We start from the raw sequence: 16,197 nt of genomic DNA on the forward strand, positions 1-16,197 counted from the left end.
ACTCAAAGAAAAGTATGATTGTCCCATAGAGCAGGTGGTGATATTTCTGAAATTCACTCGCTCAGAAAAAGTTTATACTAATCAGTTGGTCGATACTAATACCAGTCATTGCTATCGAGTAATCAGGCTGTGGGAGCAAGACCCATTACCATTATTGGCCAATCCTGCTTTATTGCCCTTCGCCACTTTAGCATTCAGTGAATCTCCGACAAGATTATTAGAGCAAGTGGCGGCAGCAGTAGATAGGATTGAAGAACCATTGGCTTTTACTAACATATCCGCTTGTACCCAGTTACTAGCTGGTTTGCGGTTTGACCAACGGTTGATCACAGAATTATTTCCGGAGGACGTGATGCAAGAGTCTGTAATTTATCAGAAGATCATTCAAAAAGGACATAAACTTGGTTTACTGGAAGGAAAACGCGAAGGAAGGCAAGAGGAAGGTTACTCAATCATTATACGTCAACTGACCCGTCGGTTTGGGAGTGTTGACGACCAGCTACAACAGGGGATTCAAAAGCTTTCTATTGCTCAATTGGAGGAGTTGAGCGAGGCGCTGTTGGATTTTGAGACAGTCACAGATTTGACAGTCTGGTTAGCTGAGCATCAGCAATAAACAGGATGCGTGGAAATTAAGAATTAAGAATTAAGAATTGGGAATTAAGAATTGAGAATTAAGAATTGAGAATTAAGAATTGAGAATTGAAAATTAAAAATTAAGAATTAAGAATTGAGAATTTGGCATTGGGAATTATGCCTTCTCCATTCTTCATTCTGCCTTCTTAATTCTCCATTCTTCATTCTGCCTTCTGCCTTCTGCCTTCTGCCTTCTGCCTTCTGCCTTCTTAATTCTTAATTCTACATTCTTAATTCTACATTCTTAATTCTACATTCTGACAAACAACCTTCAACTTGAAACAGACATTTGATACCGTCCCAAAGCCAACAACGGGAAATATTGTTGATAGAAGTGGTACTTCAAATAAAAATGACTGGGAAAACCTGTGCCTGTAAACTCGGTTTCATCCCAACTGCCATCGGGCTGTTGAGTTGACACTAAGTAGTTGACTCCCCTCTCAATGGCATCCCTTGCCCAGTTGCCAGTAGCTTCTCCTGCTGCCATTAAACCAATTAAAGCCCAAGCGGTTTGAGATGCGGTACTGATTCCTAGTCCCTTAAGACTGGGATCATCGTAACTAAGACAGGTCTCACCCCAGCCACCATTGAGGTTTTGACATTTCACTAGCCAAGCCGCACCCCGTTCGATACTACGTTGGTGGGTGTGAGGCGCTATTTTAGATAATGCTGAAAGAGCACTACTGGTGCCATAGATATAGTTAACCCCCCAACGACCAAACCAGCTGCCATCGGCTTCCTGTTCCTGAATCAAAAATGCGATCGCTTTCTCTAACTGCTGGGATTCTATGGATAAATTACACGAACCCAGCATTTCCAGGACCCGTGCGGTCACATCCGCTGTGTTAGGGTCAATCATCGCTTTCAGGTCAGCATAGGGCAGAGAATTGAGCCAGTGTTGATTATTATTAATATCAAACGCCGCCCAACCCCCTTGGTTACACTGCATTGATGCTATCCAAGCCAAGCCACGAGCTATGGCTGCCTGCTTTAGTTTCTGATTAGGCAATTTCAAGCTATTCAAGGCCATAATCACCACTGGGGAATCATCTAAATCGGGATAGAAACGGTTTTGAAACTCAAAGGCCCATCCTCCTGGTTTCCCTTGGGGATTCTTGACCACCCAATCCCCATAGTCTAGTATTTGCTGCTGCAACAACCATTCGCCACCCCGAACTAAGGCTGGATGATCCGGTTCTAAACCAGATTCCACCATCGCTCGCAATACCCAAGCTGTATCCCAAACTGGGGAAACACAGGCTTGGACTCGGTAGCTGTCAGGGGTTTCAATGGCAAAGCGATCAATGGCTTCAAGTCCCCGTTGCACGACCGGATCCGCAAGATCATAGTTGAGACAACGCAACGCTAACAGGGAATTCAACATGGCTGGAATAATTCCCCCCCAGTCTCCTGTGGCTTCTTGCCTTTCCAAGACCCATTTTTCTGCTGCTGCCAGTCCCTGCTTCCGGAATGGAACTAAATTCAAGTCTTCTGCTAACTTAAATCCATGATCAAGGAGTACAAATAAATCTGTCCAATCGGAATTGCGAGGTAGCTCAAACTTGGCGTGATCAGCTCCTTCGGTATATAACTCGTCTAGATTGATGCTTGGCTGAATATCAAATACTGGCTTCTGGTCAAAGACAATTAATAATGGAACTGTACTTCCCCTTGCCCAGCTAGACATCTCATAGATCGTAAAGGGAAACCATTCCGGAAACAACATTATCCAGGGGGGAATCGAGGGAATCCCGCGCCAGCTATAGCAGCCAATCAAGGCTAAATGAAATTTGGTGAAAATCCGGGTTTTGCTGATGCCACCCCGTCTGAGAATAAAATCCCTGGCTCGGACCAAAGCTGAGTCGCTGGCGGGTACCCCTAAAAGGCGAAGTGCCATATAAGCTTCCACCGAACAACTCAAATGCCCACCATCACCATAGAAAAGTTCCCAGCCACCGTGTTTCCGCTGTTGAGAACGCAGATAGGCTTCCGCTTTATGTAAAGGTCGTTGTTTGTCAGTTCCCCAAATTTTATGGAGTAGGATAATTTCCGCCGTTATGGTGACATTAGATTCTAGTTCTGCCCACCAGTAACCATCGGGATATTGCTGAGCGAGTAGATAGCTTTGGCTATTTGCGATCGCTTCTGTAACCCCTGAGTTTACAATCCTGTCTTGGGTTTGCATGTTTTACCGTTCTACTTCACACACCAGATTCAAAGGTGCGCGCACCTTTGGTTACGTTATTTTGCTACTTGTAGTGGAGAATTAGCAATAGGTATCAATACAAATGGATACAATCGGATTAGCAATCACTGTTCTATCCTTAGGGATTTGGATCGGATTACTAGCATTTCGGGGTCAGTTTTGGCGAGCAGATCAACGGCTGGTTATAGAGAAATTCTCTACCAGGTCTGTAGGTCAAGGGGAATCCTTACCGAAAGTTTGTGCTGTAATTCCAGCTCGTAATGAAGCTGAGTTGCTCCCCACGACATTGCGATCGCTTCTGGCTCAAGACTACCCTGGCTGCTTGAAGGTGATTGTAGTCGATGACCAAAGCACTGATCAAACCTGCACCATTGCTCAAGCCCTTGCCCAGGAAAGCAACCAATCTTCCGAACGATTCCAACTAGAAGTATTATCCGGTCAAGAGCTACCCCCTGGCTGGACAGGTAAACTTTGGGCCTTAGAACAAGGGATTTGTCATGGGCAGCAGCAAACCCCAGCCCCAGATTATTTTTTATTTACCGATGCTGATATTGAGCATGATCCAGCCAATCTCCGTCAACTGGTTACCAAAGCGGAGATAGAACACTTGGATCTAGTTTCCCTAATGGTGTTGCTCAGATGCCAAGACTTTTGGGAGCGATTACTTATTCCTGCCTTTGTGTTCTTCTTTCAAAAACTGTATCCCTTTGCCTGGGTCAATAACCCCACAAAATCTACTGCCGCTGCGGCTGGAGGATGTATTTTAATTCGCCATCAAGCCTTAAACCGCATCGGTGGAATTCAGGTGGTGCGTCAAGCATTAATCGATGATTGCGCCCTAGCTCAAGCAGTTAAATCTAGTAATAAACTCAAATCTTCCTCTGGTTCCCCTTCTGCCTTTGGTGGCATTTGGTTAGGGCTAAGTCAATCAACCCGCAGCTTACGACCATATCCTTCTTTAGCCAGTATCTGGAATATGATTGCTCGCACGGCTTTTACCCAACTAGAGTATTCCCCATGGCTATTAGTAGGTACGGTGATCGGAATGACCTTAATTTATCTAGTACCTCCGATTGGTTTGATCGTTAGTGTATTGACTGGACATTGGCTGAATGCGATCGCCTTTGGCGCGGCTTCGCCGATCGCATCTTTTGTGACATGGTTGCTGATGGCTTTAGCTTACTTACCGACACTGCGTCTCTATCAATGTTCTCCTCTGCTGGGATTTTGCTTACCTGGGATCGGGTTGCTCTATACCCTAATGACCATAGATTCAGCATGGCGACATTGGCAAGGAAGGGGTGGTGCTTGGAAAGGAAGGGTTTATTCGGTTGAGGGTTAAGGTTGGAGGTTGTTCTATGTTGAAGGTTGGAGGTTGATAGTTGAAGGTTGGAGGTTGATAGTTAAAGGTTGGAGGTTGATAGTTGAAAGTTTACTGTTATAGCAGTCGAAGTAAAGGTTAAGACATAGTTTTGTTACCAGAGCCGCTCTTGTCTATTACCCTTTCCCTAACTATACTTCACTATACTATTAACTTTTGTTAAGCACTGCATAATGTCCTGAACTTTGCCTGAGAAATAAATAGTGGTATTTTAAAATAACTAGGCTCAAAATTAACTCGAAGGCTGAGCATTAAATGGGCATCTATTGATTGACTCTTCCTTTGCTATTTAAAAAAAAAATTAAAGCTCAGGAAAATCTTGGCTTGTGATATAAAGGCATTCAGCTAATTTTAGTCTACGAAGGTTTCAAAATATCGATAAACACTAGCTGATACCGACAAAGGATAGGATTTATGTTGGATAAAAATCTAGCAACTATTTTTAGTGCTTTTTCCATCTCTTTAGGTTTAACCATTGCTCTGGCTGGTGATCTTCATGCAGAGAGCACATTTCCTGATCCTAATGTTCCCTTCGTTGCCCAGTCTCTAGACGTATTGACCAATCAGATTGGATTTCCAATTGAGTTGGACTTAACCAAAGCACAAATTCGAGGAACGTTGCCAATTGAAAAATTCCGGGAAGATTTAGTTAACTCTATCAATCAATATGATGGGTATTACATCAAGAATACTCGTTATAACAAGTGGAAGATCAACGATATTAATCTTCAGTCTATTGACAATGGTGGAGCAACATTTTCCTTTACCGTCAATTTGCGTAAGTATGAATGCATCAAGATTCCAGGTGTTGGCAGGAAGTGTACTCGTCTCTTTTCTGTAACACCTAGTGGTGATGTCAGTCTTGGTATTGCTATACGTAATAACGATTTACAAGTTGCTTACCGTAAGCATAATGTGCGTGGACGGGGATGGTATTCTGATGCTCTGACTCTTCTTGAACGTCTATTTCGTAATCAAACAGTTAAAGCGATCAAGAATGGTTTGGCAAATTTTGATGGTGTCAATTTAATTTCCTATCTTAAAGATGCAGGTGTTGATAAACAGTTGAAACCCTATGGCTTAACCCTAGATAAACTCGTTAAGGCTGGTGTTTCTATTAACGCCGATGTTACTCCAAAAGGGCTGAACTTTGTAATTGATTTACCTAAGACCATAACCTTTGAATAATTAGTTAAGCTGTTAGGCATTAATGCTTAATAGCTTAGTCAGATTTATTTGAGCTTTTCTAAAACTTGGTTATCTCTAATAATTTTATTTATTTCTTCGATAACATCATTTCGTTGTCGAGGCACCAAATATGCTGTTTCTCCGAATCCTATTACAAAGGATAATATCCCACTACCAGGTCTAAATGAATAGTCAATTATTTGAGTATTTTTTATTTGAAAATTTCCAGTCGGATTAGGCTTATAAATAATTTTGAATTTGATATATCCTTTATAGTTTCTCTTGAGAAATTTTAAGTGTTTTTCCTGCTTGCTCCATTCCACCTCACTAAGTAATACGTGTAATTCATGTGATTCATCATCTTGACCCGGGGATTTTATAAATTTATCTATTACTTCAGCTTTATGTATAAATATTGTCTTTAATTTATTAGGTTTAGTTAGATGCTGTTGTTCAAAAACTTTTACGATTTCTGGGTAATTGTCATAGTTTTGATGTAACTTTACTGTTTTAGTGGGAAGAATGCTAAATATAAATGCTTCTGCTAATATGACTATTCCCAAGATTACTAAGCTTCCCAAGATTACTAAGCTTCCCAAGATTACTAAGCTAACTGAGCCTATTTGGTTCAGTGTTAAATTTAGTTTTTTAACTAAACCAATTATAGCTAATATAATAACTATAATTGTACATATTATACACAACAACATGCTCCAAAATTTAGAATACTTAACCCATTCTTGATTAATAAAGAATTCCATTATCCAAGCCACCATACTACTAATTAATAGTCCTAGCAATACATAATCAAATTTAAATAAGCGGTTATTGCTTACCAATCTTATTATATAGCTTAGTATATAGCTTGCTTTCCTCCTCTTGGACTTGTTTTTTAACCACCATTTCTTGAGGTTATAAGCATTTTTGCTTGAAATATCAATATATTTATTTTTAACTAAAAAATTAGTAAAATTGATGATAGGTATTTCACTGTAAAAATTTTCATCAAGTATAGCTTTTAAGTTATCTTTATCTATAATTTTATTTAAAATTATTATAGTTTTATCTTCTGTTACCTTCACTAATTGATTAGTCCAATAATCTTGATATAATTGTTTTTTTGACTTCTTTTTTATCTTTTTTTCTAAAGGATACAATAGGTCGAGCAAACTAGTTGTAATTTTAAAATTTTCATTGATTTCTTTTAACTTAGGATTACCGGGATTTTCTTCAAGTGCGCCATTAATTAAGTCTTCTAAACTATTTCTAGTATTAAAATGCTTTACTACTTTGTAAGCTATTTCATCCAAATCTTCCCCAAGAGCAATATCGTCCAGATTTATAGTGAATTGATTTTTTAGCATCATTTCTAATTCAGTTTCACCAGGGAAAGCACTAAGCAGCGCTAACTTTATCTGTTTTAAAAGATAACCAGGGGTATTTCCAGCATTTTTTCTTCTAGCAGGGAAAGCAGTAAACAGAGCTGACTCTATCTGATCAAGGAGATAATCGGGGATATTTTTAACCTTCATGTAAGTTCTCTACCTGTCAACAATAGAACTACTGATGCGATCGCTTTTAGGTGGGATCCGATGGGCGAGTAAGCTATTGAATTTGGGTCTAATCAAATCTCCGTTAAGGATATTCGTCATTGGTTTGCTCATAGTTGTTAATGTACCTGATTAGACTAAAAATTACTATAATTCACCCTCTGTAATCTTATATGAGTAAGAGGAACGCCGATAGGCTGGTCTCAACTATATCCCAGTGGCATAGACAAGCGGTATAAGCCAGATCAAATAAGTTTGAGTGTAACAACAGCGGTTGGATATCTAACTCCTCTCCCCCCACACTTCCGAGACTTCCCGCTTAACCCAAATATCAAAAAACTACCCCTATTACCATCATCCTACTGGGCAAATTGCTAAGATTTGCGCCATTATATCAATGTTTTCGGTGTGAGTAGTCAACTATCGTTCCCAATGCTCAAACTTACTTGGAGCTTACCCCATGTAACTCCAGCTGCGATCGCTGCAGCCTTTCTACTAACTCCCAATGGTCTAGCCAATGAATCTCAACCAAAGTCAACAACCGCCCAGGAATTATCCATAGCAGTAGAGTTACTTCCCCCCATCTCTGTGGAAGTCATGGAGCAGGTGACACCTGTTGACCAGTTGTTACCAGGATCACCAATAACGGAATTACCAACAAGTACACAAGGGTTTGACCATGAACTAACTCCCCATATCGAACCCAATATCGAACAGACAAATGATCCGATGGCTCAAGTCACATCAGTATCCCAGTTATCGGATGTCCAGCCCACAGATTGGGCATTCCAAGCCTTACAATCTATCGTAGAGCGCTACGGTTGTATGGCAGGATATCCTGATGGTAGCTATCGTGGCAATCGTCCCCTCAACCGTTATGAATTTGCTGCTGCTCTCAATGCCTGTTTCGATCAGCTCAGTAAGGTCATTGCTGCTCCCGATTTGTCATCTTCCTACTCTAAAGAGGATCTAGAAGCAATCAAGGGTTTGCAAGGAGAGTTTACCCTCGAACTAGCTCGACTGCGTGGTAACCTCGATGCTGTAACCGCTCGTACTGCTGAAGTCGAAATTACTGAGTTTTCCACCACGACTAAGCTCAATGGCGAAGTAGACTTTATCCTAATTGACTACTTCACCGATAACAAAGCTGCCCCTTGTTGCAGTGACCCAACTCAAGACGATAGTCTTACCACTACATTCACAGGTCTTGCCCTATTATCCTTTGATACCAGTTTCACCGGTAAAGACCTGTTACGCACTAGAATCGACGCTACCAACGTGCCCGAATTGAATAACCCCCTTGATGGCACAGACATGACTCTCTATGACTTTGAGACAGATACTGACAACGAGTTTGTCTTAACCGAACTATATTATCGATTCCCGATTAGCGATCGCATTCAAGCTCATATTGCAGCAGCAGGTCTGTCAGCTGATGAGATTACAGACCCCCTCAATCCCGTCTCAGCCCTCTCCCGTTTTGGAGTACATAACCCCCTTTATCGCCTAGCTGAAGGTGGTGGCGCTGCTATTCGTTATCAATTTAATGACTCAATTAGAATCAGTGTAGCTTATTTAGGTAGTGCCGCTAGTATCTCTAATCCCACCGAAGGTAATGGGCTATTTAATGGTCAATTTGGTGCTTTCACTCAGCTAACCTTAACACCAAATCAGCGTTTAGGTATTGGATTAAATTATGTCCATTACTATTCTCCTGAACCAAACTCAGGGATTGATGTAACTGGCAGTACTGGCAGTCAATTTTCCCAAGCACCCTTTGGTGATCAAACCGCTACCTCGGCTAATGGGTTTGGTTTACAAGCGAGATATCGATTTAGTCCTGGTTTTGCCCTTGGGGGTTGGCTTAGTTATATCAATGCCAACGCCGAATCCTCTCCCCGCCAAATTGGTTTTGATGGCTCAAAGGGGGCTAAAGCTGATATCTGGACTTGGGCGATAACCATGGCATTTCCAGATTTAGGCAAAGAAGGCAATGAATTAGGTTTCGTTTTTGGAATGCCCCCTAGACTAGCTGAAAATGATATTAACAGTCGTCAAGATTCGGATGTATCTTACCATTTAGAGACCTTTTATCGCTACCAAATTAATGACAATATATCCATCACTCCCGGTCTATTTGTAATTATATCTCCAGAACACAACAGTAACAACAATAGTATCGTAGTACCAATGCTAAAAACTAAATTTATTTTTTGATTTATTGTAAGCATATGCGCTACGCGCACGCGTGCGCGTTCAGCCGTCAGCTGACAGCTTAAGATAAACCTGTTTGGCCTATGGCCACGCTACGGGAATGGGATAATTTAATATTGATAGATGAATGAGAATTGAAAGTCAACAGAAAAGTCCATCTAAGCATAAGCTGATAGCCATCAGCTGACGTAACTCAGATTAAACCAATGGTTACCTCTGTTATTCAAAAGCTGATAGCTGAAACAAGCGTCCGAGTGCAGCGATTCTTGATAGCCAATCAGTAGAAACCGCAACCATGATTCATCTGGAAGTGGGCTATGATGCTGCCAAACAGGTTAAAGGTCGTAAGCGTCATCTGGTGGTGGTATCCCATGGTTTGTATTTTGGTTGTAGCCGTCAGTGCAGCTTCTTTACCAGAACGAGAGGGAGCTAAATTATTGTTCGACCAACTCCATGGACTTAGAGACAGATTTCACCGATTAATCAAAATTTGGGTTGATGGCGGTTATCGAGGTGAAGGTTTTATGAGGTGGGTGATGGATGTCTATGGCTGGATTCAGGAGCCTTAGTATTACAAGTAATAAAAGCGTCTGAAAGTCCTGAAACAATTGAGGTTGTATCTGCTCATACTTTTGGTGCTGTCAGCCATGCAAAGCGCGAGTGGGGGAAACCACGGCAGTCGCTCATGGGGGAGACCACGGCAGTCGCTCATGGTTAGAAGTTACCGTAAGACAGTTGAGCCTTGTCTTGATGCAAAGCGCGAGTGGGGGAAACCCCCAAGACCGCGCAAATCACGCTAATCAATAAGTTTTACCCCTTTTTTGCATAGCCGACCAACCATAAAGGCTCAACTGTCTAAGGTTTCGTCTCCGGGGGGAACCCCCAAGACCGCGCTGCCTCCCCAAGACCGCGCTGCCTTCCCAAGACCGCGCAAATCACGCTAAATTAACATCAATAGCTTCGTAAAGCCTATTATATAGCGTTTCTAGGAATCATGAGGTACAGTATTCTTTGACGTTGATTCCCTGTTTTAATGCAGGGCATCCCTATTCCTTCTTATGTCTTCCCTGTTCCCAGATCCGCTGTTCCCTGTTCCCTAAAATCCAGACATTGTGTACCTCAGAAGTCGCAGAATTGCTATAGCGTTAATTTAACGTAAAATTGACTTGGTCAATTTGAGGGCTGAAAAGCAGTTACTGAAAGACTTTCAAGTTTTTGGAGAGGTCTAATTCTAGGCTAGACAGAGAATGTTCTGTATAATGATTCAGTGTTGATTACTCGGGCAGAGTTCGTCCCATATAACAAAATCATGGAAACTCTTTTAATTAGGCCTGAAGATATTGCTGAAGTTGTCAAGCAAGTTGGGCTTGATTCCTTAATGGACAGGATGATGGCTAGTTTGACCGAAGCGTTCAAGGAAGTGAATCGAGGTCAAGGGGAACTGCGATCGCGGGCGGGATTTGTCAAAAAACCATCCTGTGCTTGTGTCGAATGGATGCCCTACATGAGAAAAACAGACCAGTCGGTCACAATCAAAGTAGTTGCCTATCAGCCAGACAATATTGAGACAATCGGCATCCCTACGGTTTTAGCAACGACGAGCCTGTATGACTTTAACAACGGTCATTTAGTGGCTCTGTGTGATGCTGTGACCCTAACTGCTATTCGGACAGGAGCTGCTTCAGCCATAGCTAGCAAGATTCTAGCCCATCCTGATAGTGCTACTGTTGGACTGGTAGGAGCAGGAGCACAGGCAGTCACTCAGTTACACGGGTTGAGTCGAGTGTTTCCATTGCGAGAGGTCTTAGTTTTTGATGTTGACCCAGATGTAGCTCGCTCATTCTCCTCACGAGTAGCATTTTTAGGGCTATCAGTTCGGAGTTGTTCCCTAGAAGAACTCGAACGCAATGCTGATATTATTTGCACAGCAACTTCGGTTGATGAAGGAGCAGATCCCGTCATGACCGGTGAAAACCTCAAACCTCACGTTCATATTAATGCCGTAGGTGCAGATATCATCGGCAAAACAGAGTTGCCCCTATCTTTGCTCAAACAAAGTTTTGTCTGCCCAGACTTTCCCGAACAAGCCTTGGTTGAAGGGGAATCTCAGCAATTACAACCGGAGGAAATCGGGCCGAGTTTAATGGAAGTGATTGAGCGACCAGAAAAGTTTTATCATTGGCGAGAACAGCAGACAATATTTGACTCTACGGGATTGGCAATAGAAGACCATGTCGCATTGGCAATTATGCAGGAATTGGTACAGGTTCACGGCTTAGGTCAACGTCTGCAACTTGAATATTGTCCGAAAGATCCGTATAACCCATACGAGTTTATGACCAGTTCAGCGCAGCATTCGTCAGCACAGCCAGAACCATTAGCAGTAAGTTAAACCACAAATAAGCGTGGGTCAAATGACGCACAGGAAAGCTCGTTAGTATTTAGTTTCAAGGAGAAATTTTCCATGCAACTCAGCAACGAACAATTGCAAACTTATCATGACCTTGGCTATCTCTTAGTGCAAAACTGTTTTTCCGAAGCAGAAATAGATCGCATGAGAACTGAACTGCGGACAATATATGCCCAGGAAACACCTAGAAAAATTATTGAGGGAAATGAAAACCAGATCCGCACAGTTCTAGGTGTACATACTGAAAACGAAATTTTTCGACGTTGCTCCCACCATGCTTGTATTGTTAAACCCATAATGAAAATTCTGGGGAGCCAGGTCTATATTCATCAAAGCCAAATTAATCCCAAAGTAGCCTGGCAAAATGATGTTTGGATCTGGCATCAAGATTATGTATTTTTTAAGACAGAAGATGGTATTCCCACACCTCAGCTAGTCATTGCGCTTGTTTTCTTATATGAAGTTAACGAATTTAATGGGCCGTTAATGTTAATTCCCGGTTCTCATAAGGAAGGTATCGTTAGCGTTTTGAATCCTGTAACAGATAGTGAGACTGATGAGAGCGAAGAAGAATGGCTTCGACATATTAAAACGAACCAGACTTATCATGTTGATCGCGAAACAGTTGAAAAATTGATAAATCAGTATGGTATTGTAGCACCAAAGGGAAAAGCCGGTTCAGTTCTCTTTATGCATCCTAATTGCGTTCATGGTTCAAACTCGAATATGTCTCCCTTTGATCGGACATTATTGGTGATCAAGTACAACAGCGTTAAAAATCTTCCAATTCCTGTAGAAAATCCACGTCCTGAATTTCAAGCCTCTCGCAATTATACACCAATAGAACCTTTATCGGATGAAGTTTTGTTGGTCTAGTAGCAAGCTGCTCTTAAGTTAATAATTTTTAGCCAGGGAGCTACTTTCTACGAACCTAGCTCCCTCAAAAAGTAGTAATATGAAATATTTAAACATTTGCTACAAATGATTGATGGGGTGATTGTTTTTTTGAGTGTAGCAATTTTATTTTGACTGGGGATTTTTTTTTGAAAGCTATACAACAAAAGCTGAGGGGGTGACGAAATAAGCTAAAACGTTGACTCTATAAGCGATCTAGCTCTTAGGCCTCGTTGATAATACTTTCGTTGTCTTGATGCAGTCGCTCATGGTTTGAATTTACCGTAAGACAGTTGAGCCTTAATCAATGGAGGCGCGCTTTCCTATGGCGAATTAAATTACGGGGTCGTGCCCTGAGGGGGTGACAACAAGGCTAAAAACTAGACAGGGTATCGGGTGTGGGGTGTGGGGGGTGGGGAAAATAGAAGCGATGCAGCGTGGTCTTGGGGGTTTCCCCCACTCGCGCAAAGCATGGCTGACAGCGATGCAGCAAGGGAACAGGGGGTTTCCCCCACTCGCGCTTTGCATCAAGACGGGAATAGGGAATAGGGAACAGCGGATCTGGGAGTAGGGAATATGATCGGTATTCAAGCGGACTTGATATTAGGGGTTAATCCTAATACCTTGTGTTTTTCCCAACACTTGTGTGCTCGCTCCAGCTGCTGAGCAATCCCTTGAACACCAACAATTGGCAAAGCTTGCTCTAGCAACTCTTGACACTCCCCGGTCTAAAGACGCGGGGATTCTTGGTTCAACGACTCGGCTTGCTGTGACAAGTTTGCACCAGCCACAGTAGAGGCCAAATCTCCCCAAGCGTTTGGGTCGTTTAAGACCAAAGTTCCGACATGCCCTGCCGTACTTAAGGCTCTTTCTAGGATGTTGATTGCAGCGTTGTGGTCTCTGTCGAGAGAACAACCACACTGACAAACATGGGTTCTAGTTGATAGAGATTTTTTAACTACTTCACCACAATTAGAACAATTTTGACTAGTATAGGCAGGGTTAACCGCAACAGTTACCTTGCCAAACTTAGTGCCAAAATATTCCATCCATTATTAAACTAAGCCGGTGAGTCGCCTCACCGACTCGTCTTCAGAACCGGACGTGACATTTTCACATCATCCGGCTCCTCATCAAACGGAACCACTGACATTGGTACCTCTAGAACGGATTTTCATCTCCATCATAGGTAAAATCTCCTTTTCTCTTATCCACCCTTCCTGTCCCTGTGACACCAAGGTAGCAGAGGGTTTAGTCTGCTTAGAGTTTAATGGTACTGAGGATGAGCCAACTTTGGGGGAGCTAGCCGTTTGATCCGATGGAATATCCGATGGAATATCAGTTTTGTTGGTTCCGGGTGAGCAAACTCTTAATTTAATCCACCAAGTCTCTTCCTGAGGATACCTTTTTCTGGCAATAACCTGCAAAACGCTACCAGCAGGAACTCTGCCAAGGATTGATTGCTGTTCAGGATTAACCAAAAGTTGTACAGTTTGACCCACTGTTCTAATAATATCTTGGTTTTTAATTAAGGCAGCTGGCTTAGGAGGGGTCCCGGAGTCAGGGGTTTGTGGTGGGAGAGGTTTAGTTTCTGGACTCTGTGTAGGGGTTTTAGAACGGGTTATTTCTTGCTCCTTACCGAGACTCAAAACCCCACTCAGGAAGCGATTTATCTGTCCACTCGCCTTTGGACTCAACACTGGACTCAACAGATAAACGACTACCCCCCCTAACACCAAAAGCACGAATATGCCCAACAACAGTCTCCCAGTCTTCTCAGGAGAGGTTGAAGCTGAATAAGTAGGATTTTGGTCACCAGAGGCATCCCCATCTTCCATGAGGTTAAGTGTGAGCAACGCTGTTTTTTGTTCATCAGTAGAAGCGGGTTGCTGATCACTCTTAACGAACATTACAGTATTGTTGGTCTCGAGAGTGGGAAGGGATTCTAGCTGTGGCGGTGATAGTTGGATTGGCAAGGAAGGCTGGCTTGGTGTGACTTGACAGTAAATCAACGCCACCGTAACATTGTCGTGTCCGTTTTTGGTATTAGCAAGCTCAATGATGCGTTCTGCTGCTTTCTTCAAATCAATTTGACCGTCGAGAATGGGCAGGATTTCTGTTTGCCAGTACTGCTCGACTCGGTCATTGTCACTAAGACCATCAGAACACAGCAGAAAAACACAATCTTCATCCAACACCAAGCGCTGTACAGTCGGGTGCAGTGTGGTTGATGAACCCATGCCTAAAGCCTGCACTAGGGCACCAGATGTTGGTTGTTGTAGAGCATGTCGGTAAAGGGTATATCCAAGCCGCACCTCTCGAGACGCTAAATCATCATCTAGAGTAACTTGGTGACAACCATGGCGACTCACCCAATAGATTCTGCTATCCCCGACATGGGTAATGTATATTTCATGGGCATGGGTTCTAGCCATGACCAAGGTTGTTCCCATACGCTGCCGATCAAATCGGTTCTCATGATCATTGCGTTGGCTAATGGAGTCATTGGCAGCACAGACAGCTTTTTCCAATTCCAGGGTTAGAGTGGTTGGGTTCCACACCTTCAGTTTAGCTGGAAGTTGTTTGAGCTGTTGTCGGAGAGTGTCAATCGCCAGTTGGGAGGCAATTTCACCACCTGCTTGTCCACCAATGCCATCGCAAACCATTGCCAAAGCTTCCTTACCTCTTGAAGAGCTAATTAGCTTACCACTAGGAGGGTAGCAAGCGTCTTCATTGTGGCTACGACCCGGACCGGTATCGGTACGAGTGAGAGTCTTATAGGTTCTCGATTGCCATGACCGGCATTCAAACAACCCTTTCGCCAGTAATGCTAACAGCTGCTCTGATGTCTGTATCTGTCCTTTTGTAAGCTGGGAACAGAGTTGTTGGCAAAACTCACTAATAACAGGGGAAGCCCCCTCAAGCAGTTGTGACCACAGCTGACCCAGCTGTTTTAAGGTTGGTGCTGGCGTTTGATCAGGCTGCAATTCCAACAACCTTAGCAAGGCTCCTTCCACCCGCACCAGGTTTGATTTCAGTAAGCTAGACGCTACCCCTTCTCGGCTCAAAGGTTGCCACAGTGAAGCCCATTGCTGCAGCCAGTTGAGTTGGCGTACTGGTGAGGCATCTTTCCAGACGCTAGTGAGTTCTGGTGACAGTTGTCCAAGAGTATTAATGTTCCCTGTTGCCTGAATTGGTACTCCTTCGAGTAACCAAATCTCTTTGTTATGCCTTGGCTGAGGTGTTAGCAGACCATACACTTGAGGCAGGTGTAATCCATAGGAAACCAGTCTCAAGTATGGGGTTATGGTTTGAGGAATCTCTAGTGGGGTCTCTGGCGGTACCGCTGGTTGAGTATCTAAAAGAACACGAGAATGAATCAGGAGGTAGCGCTTAGCAATAACTTCTCCCGGTTGAGCGGCTTTTATGCCTGACCCAATAGCCCACAAGTATCGTCTGAGCAGCGGCGTGCGACATTTTTGGCAGAACTTGTTGGTCTGGGGATTGGGAGCCTGACATTGATGGTTTGGGCAGTGGAGCGTTGCCGCCGGATTGTCCATGAAACTCTTTGCTGCTAAAGATAGCCTGATGGAACCGGGTTAACATTAGCACAGCTTTCTTTGAAGGAATTATGTGCCCACAAAGGAAGTGCCAAAATCAGCCCATTGATTAAAGATTGTAGCGCTTGACTTACGGGCTGGTTAATGATTTACTTCTA

Annotated in this window: 12 protein-coding genes and 1 pseudogene; 9 read left to right on the forward strand and 4 right to left on the reverse strand. The window is 43.0% G+C overall.

The window, feature by feature from the left end; all coding sequences use genetic code 11:
* On the forward strand, window positions 1-616 hold a 616-nt coding region (locus tag F6K51_RS08245; protein ID WP_293019478.1), incomplete at its 5' end, for a DUF4351 domain-containing protein.
* A gap of 291 nt (window positions 617-907) precedes the next feature.
* Here the strand turns inward: F6K51_RS08245 and shc are convergent.
* Window positions 908-2,821, reverse strand: a complete 1,914-nt coding sequence (gene shc, locus F6K51_RS08250) for a squalene--hopene cyclase (RefSeq protein WP_293019479.1) — start codon at window positions 2,819-2,821, stop codon at window positions 908-910.
* Window positions 2,822-2,924: 103 nt separating this feature from the next.
* Between shc and F6K51_RS08255 the strand changes: the two genes are divergently transcribed.
* On the forward strand, window positions 2,925-4,184 hold the full coding sequence (locus tag F6K51_RS08255; protein ID WP_293019480.1) for a glycosyltransferase: 1,260 nt from the start codon (window positions 2,925-2,927) through the stop codon (window positions 4,182-4,184).
* Window positions 4,185-4,637: 453 nt separating this feature from the next.
* Window positions 4,638-5,411: a hypothetical protein gene (locus tag F6K51_RS08260; protein ID WP_293019481.1), complete on the forward strand. Its 774-nt coding sequence runs from the start codon at window positions 4,638-4,640 to the stop codon at window positions 5,409-5,411.
* A 44-nt stretch (window positions 5,412-5,455) separates the two neighbouring features.
* Here the strand turns inward: F6K51_RS08260 and F6K51_RS08265 are convergent, their stop codons facing one another.
* Window positions 5,456-6,943, reverse strand: a complete 1,488-nt coding sequence (locus F6K51_RS08265) for an effector-associated domain EAD1-containing protein (protein ID WP_293019482.1) — start codon at window positions 6,941-6,943, stop codon at window positions 5,456-5,458.
* Between the two features lie 450 nt (window positions 6,944-7,393).
* Between F6K51_RS08265 and F6K51_RS08270 the strand changes: the two genes are divergently transcribed.
* The 6 genes from F6K51_RS08270 (at window position 7,394) to F6K51_RS08295 (ending at window position 12,461) form a co-directional block, all read left to right on the forward strand.
* Window positions 7,394-9,178 (forward strand): iron uptake porin, encoded by a 1,785-nt coding sequence (locus tag F6K51_RS08270; RefSeq protein WP_293019483.1) that lies wholly within the window; start codon window positions 7,394-7,396, stop codon window positions 9,176-9,178.
* Between the two features lie 314 nt (window positions 9,179-9,492).
* Window positions 9,493-9,744, forward strand: coding sequence for a hypothetical protein (locus F6K51_RS08275; protein ID WP_293019484.1), 252 nt, complete (start codon window positions 9,493-9,495; stop codon window positions 9,742-9,744).
* Between the two features lie 91 nt (window positions 9,745-9,835).
* A complete protein-coding gene (locus tag F6K51_RS08280; protein WP_293019485.1) occupies window positions 9,836-9,982 on the forward strand; it encodes a hypothetical protein in 147 nt (48 codons plus the stop codon).
* Between the two features lie 204 nt (window positions 9,983-10,186).
* Complete coding sequence (locus F6K51_RS08285) at window positions 10,187-10,318, forward strand: hypothetical protein (RefSeq protein ID WP_293019486.1); 132 nt, start codon at window positions 10,187-10,189, stop codon at window positions 10,316-10,318.
* Between the two features lie 166 nt (window positions 10,319-10,484).
* Window positions 10,485-11,567, forward strand: coding sequence for an ornithine cyclodeaminase family protein (locus tag F6K51_RS08290; protein ID WP_293019488.1), 1,083 nt, complete (start codon window positions 10,485-10,487; stop codon window positions 11,565-11,567).
* A 72-nt stretch (window positions 11,568-11,639) separates the two neighbouring features.
* Window positions 11,640-12,461, forward strand: coding sequence for a phytanoyl-CoA dioxygenase family protein (locus F6K51_RS08295; RefSeq protein ID WP_293019490.1), 822 nt, complete (start codon window positions 11,640-11,642; stop codon window positions 12,459-12,461).
* Between the two features lie 746 nt (window positions 12,462-13,207).
* Here F6K51_RS08295 and F6K51_RS08300 read toward each other — a convergent pair.
* Window positions 13,208-13,531, reverse strand: a pseudogene (locus tag F6K51_RS08300) (transposase); the annotation flags it as partial.
* Between the two features lie 81 nt (window positions 13,532-13,612).
* Complete coding sequence (locus F6K51_RS08305) at window positions 13,613-16,039, reverse strand: protein phosphatase 2C domain-containing protein (RefSeq protein WP_293019492.1); 2,427 nt, start codon at window positions 16,037-16,039, stop codon at window positions 13,613-13,615.
* Window positions 16,040-16,197: the final 158 nt, after the last annotated feature.

It is taken from the genome of Moorena sp. SIO3I8, assembly GCF_010692325.1.
GTDB lineage: Bacteria > Cyanobacteriota > Cyanobacteriia > Cyanobacteriales > Coleofasciculaceae > Moorena.

Bases quoted from the DNA above. Each gene is read 5' to 3' on its own strand.
- F6K51_RS08270 (WP_293019483.1), top strand. From the start codon at position 7,394: ATGCTCAAACTTACTTGGAGCTTACCCCATGTAACTCCAGCTGCGATC.
- F6K51_RS08295 (WP_293019490.1), top strand. From the start codon at position 11,640: ATGCAACTCAGCAACGAACAATTGCAAACTTATCATGACCTTGGCTAT.
- F6K51_RS08275 (WP_293019484.1), top strand. From the start codon at position 9,493: ATGATGCTGCCAAACAGGTTAAAGGTCGTAAGCGTCATCTGGTGGTGG.
- F6K51_RS08255 (WP_293019480.1), top strand. From the start codon at position 2,925: ATGGATACAATCGGATTAGCAATCACTGTTCTATCCTTAGGGATTTGG.
- F6K51_RS08260 (WP_293019481.1), top strand. From the start codon at position 4,638: ATGTTGGATAAAAATCTAGCAACTATTTTTAGTGCTTTTTCCATCTCT.
- F6K51_RS08290 (WP_293019488.1), top strand. From the start codon at position 10,485: ATGGAAACTCTTTTAATTAGGCCTGAAGATATTGCTGAAGTTGTCAAG.
- shc (WP_293019479.1), bottom strand. From the start codon at position 2,821: ATGCAAACCCAAGACAGGATTGTAAACTCAGGGGTTACAGAAGCGATC.
- F6K51_RS08305 (WP_293019492.1), bottom strand. From the start codon at position 16,039: ATGGACAATCCGGCGGCAACGCTCCACTGCCCAAACCATCAATGTCAG.
- F6K51_RS08265 (WP_293019482.1), bottom strand. From the start codon at position 6,943: ATGAAGGTTAAAAATATCCCCGATTATCTCCTTGATCAGATAGAGTCA.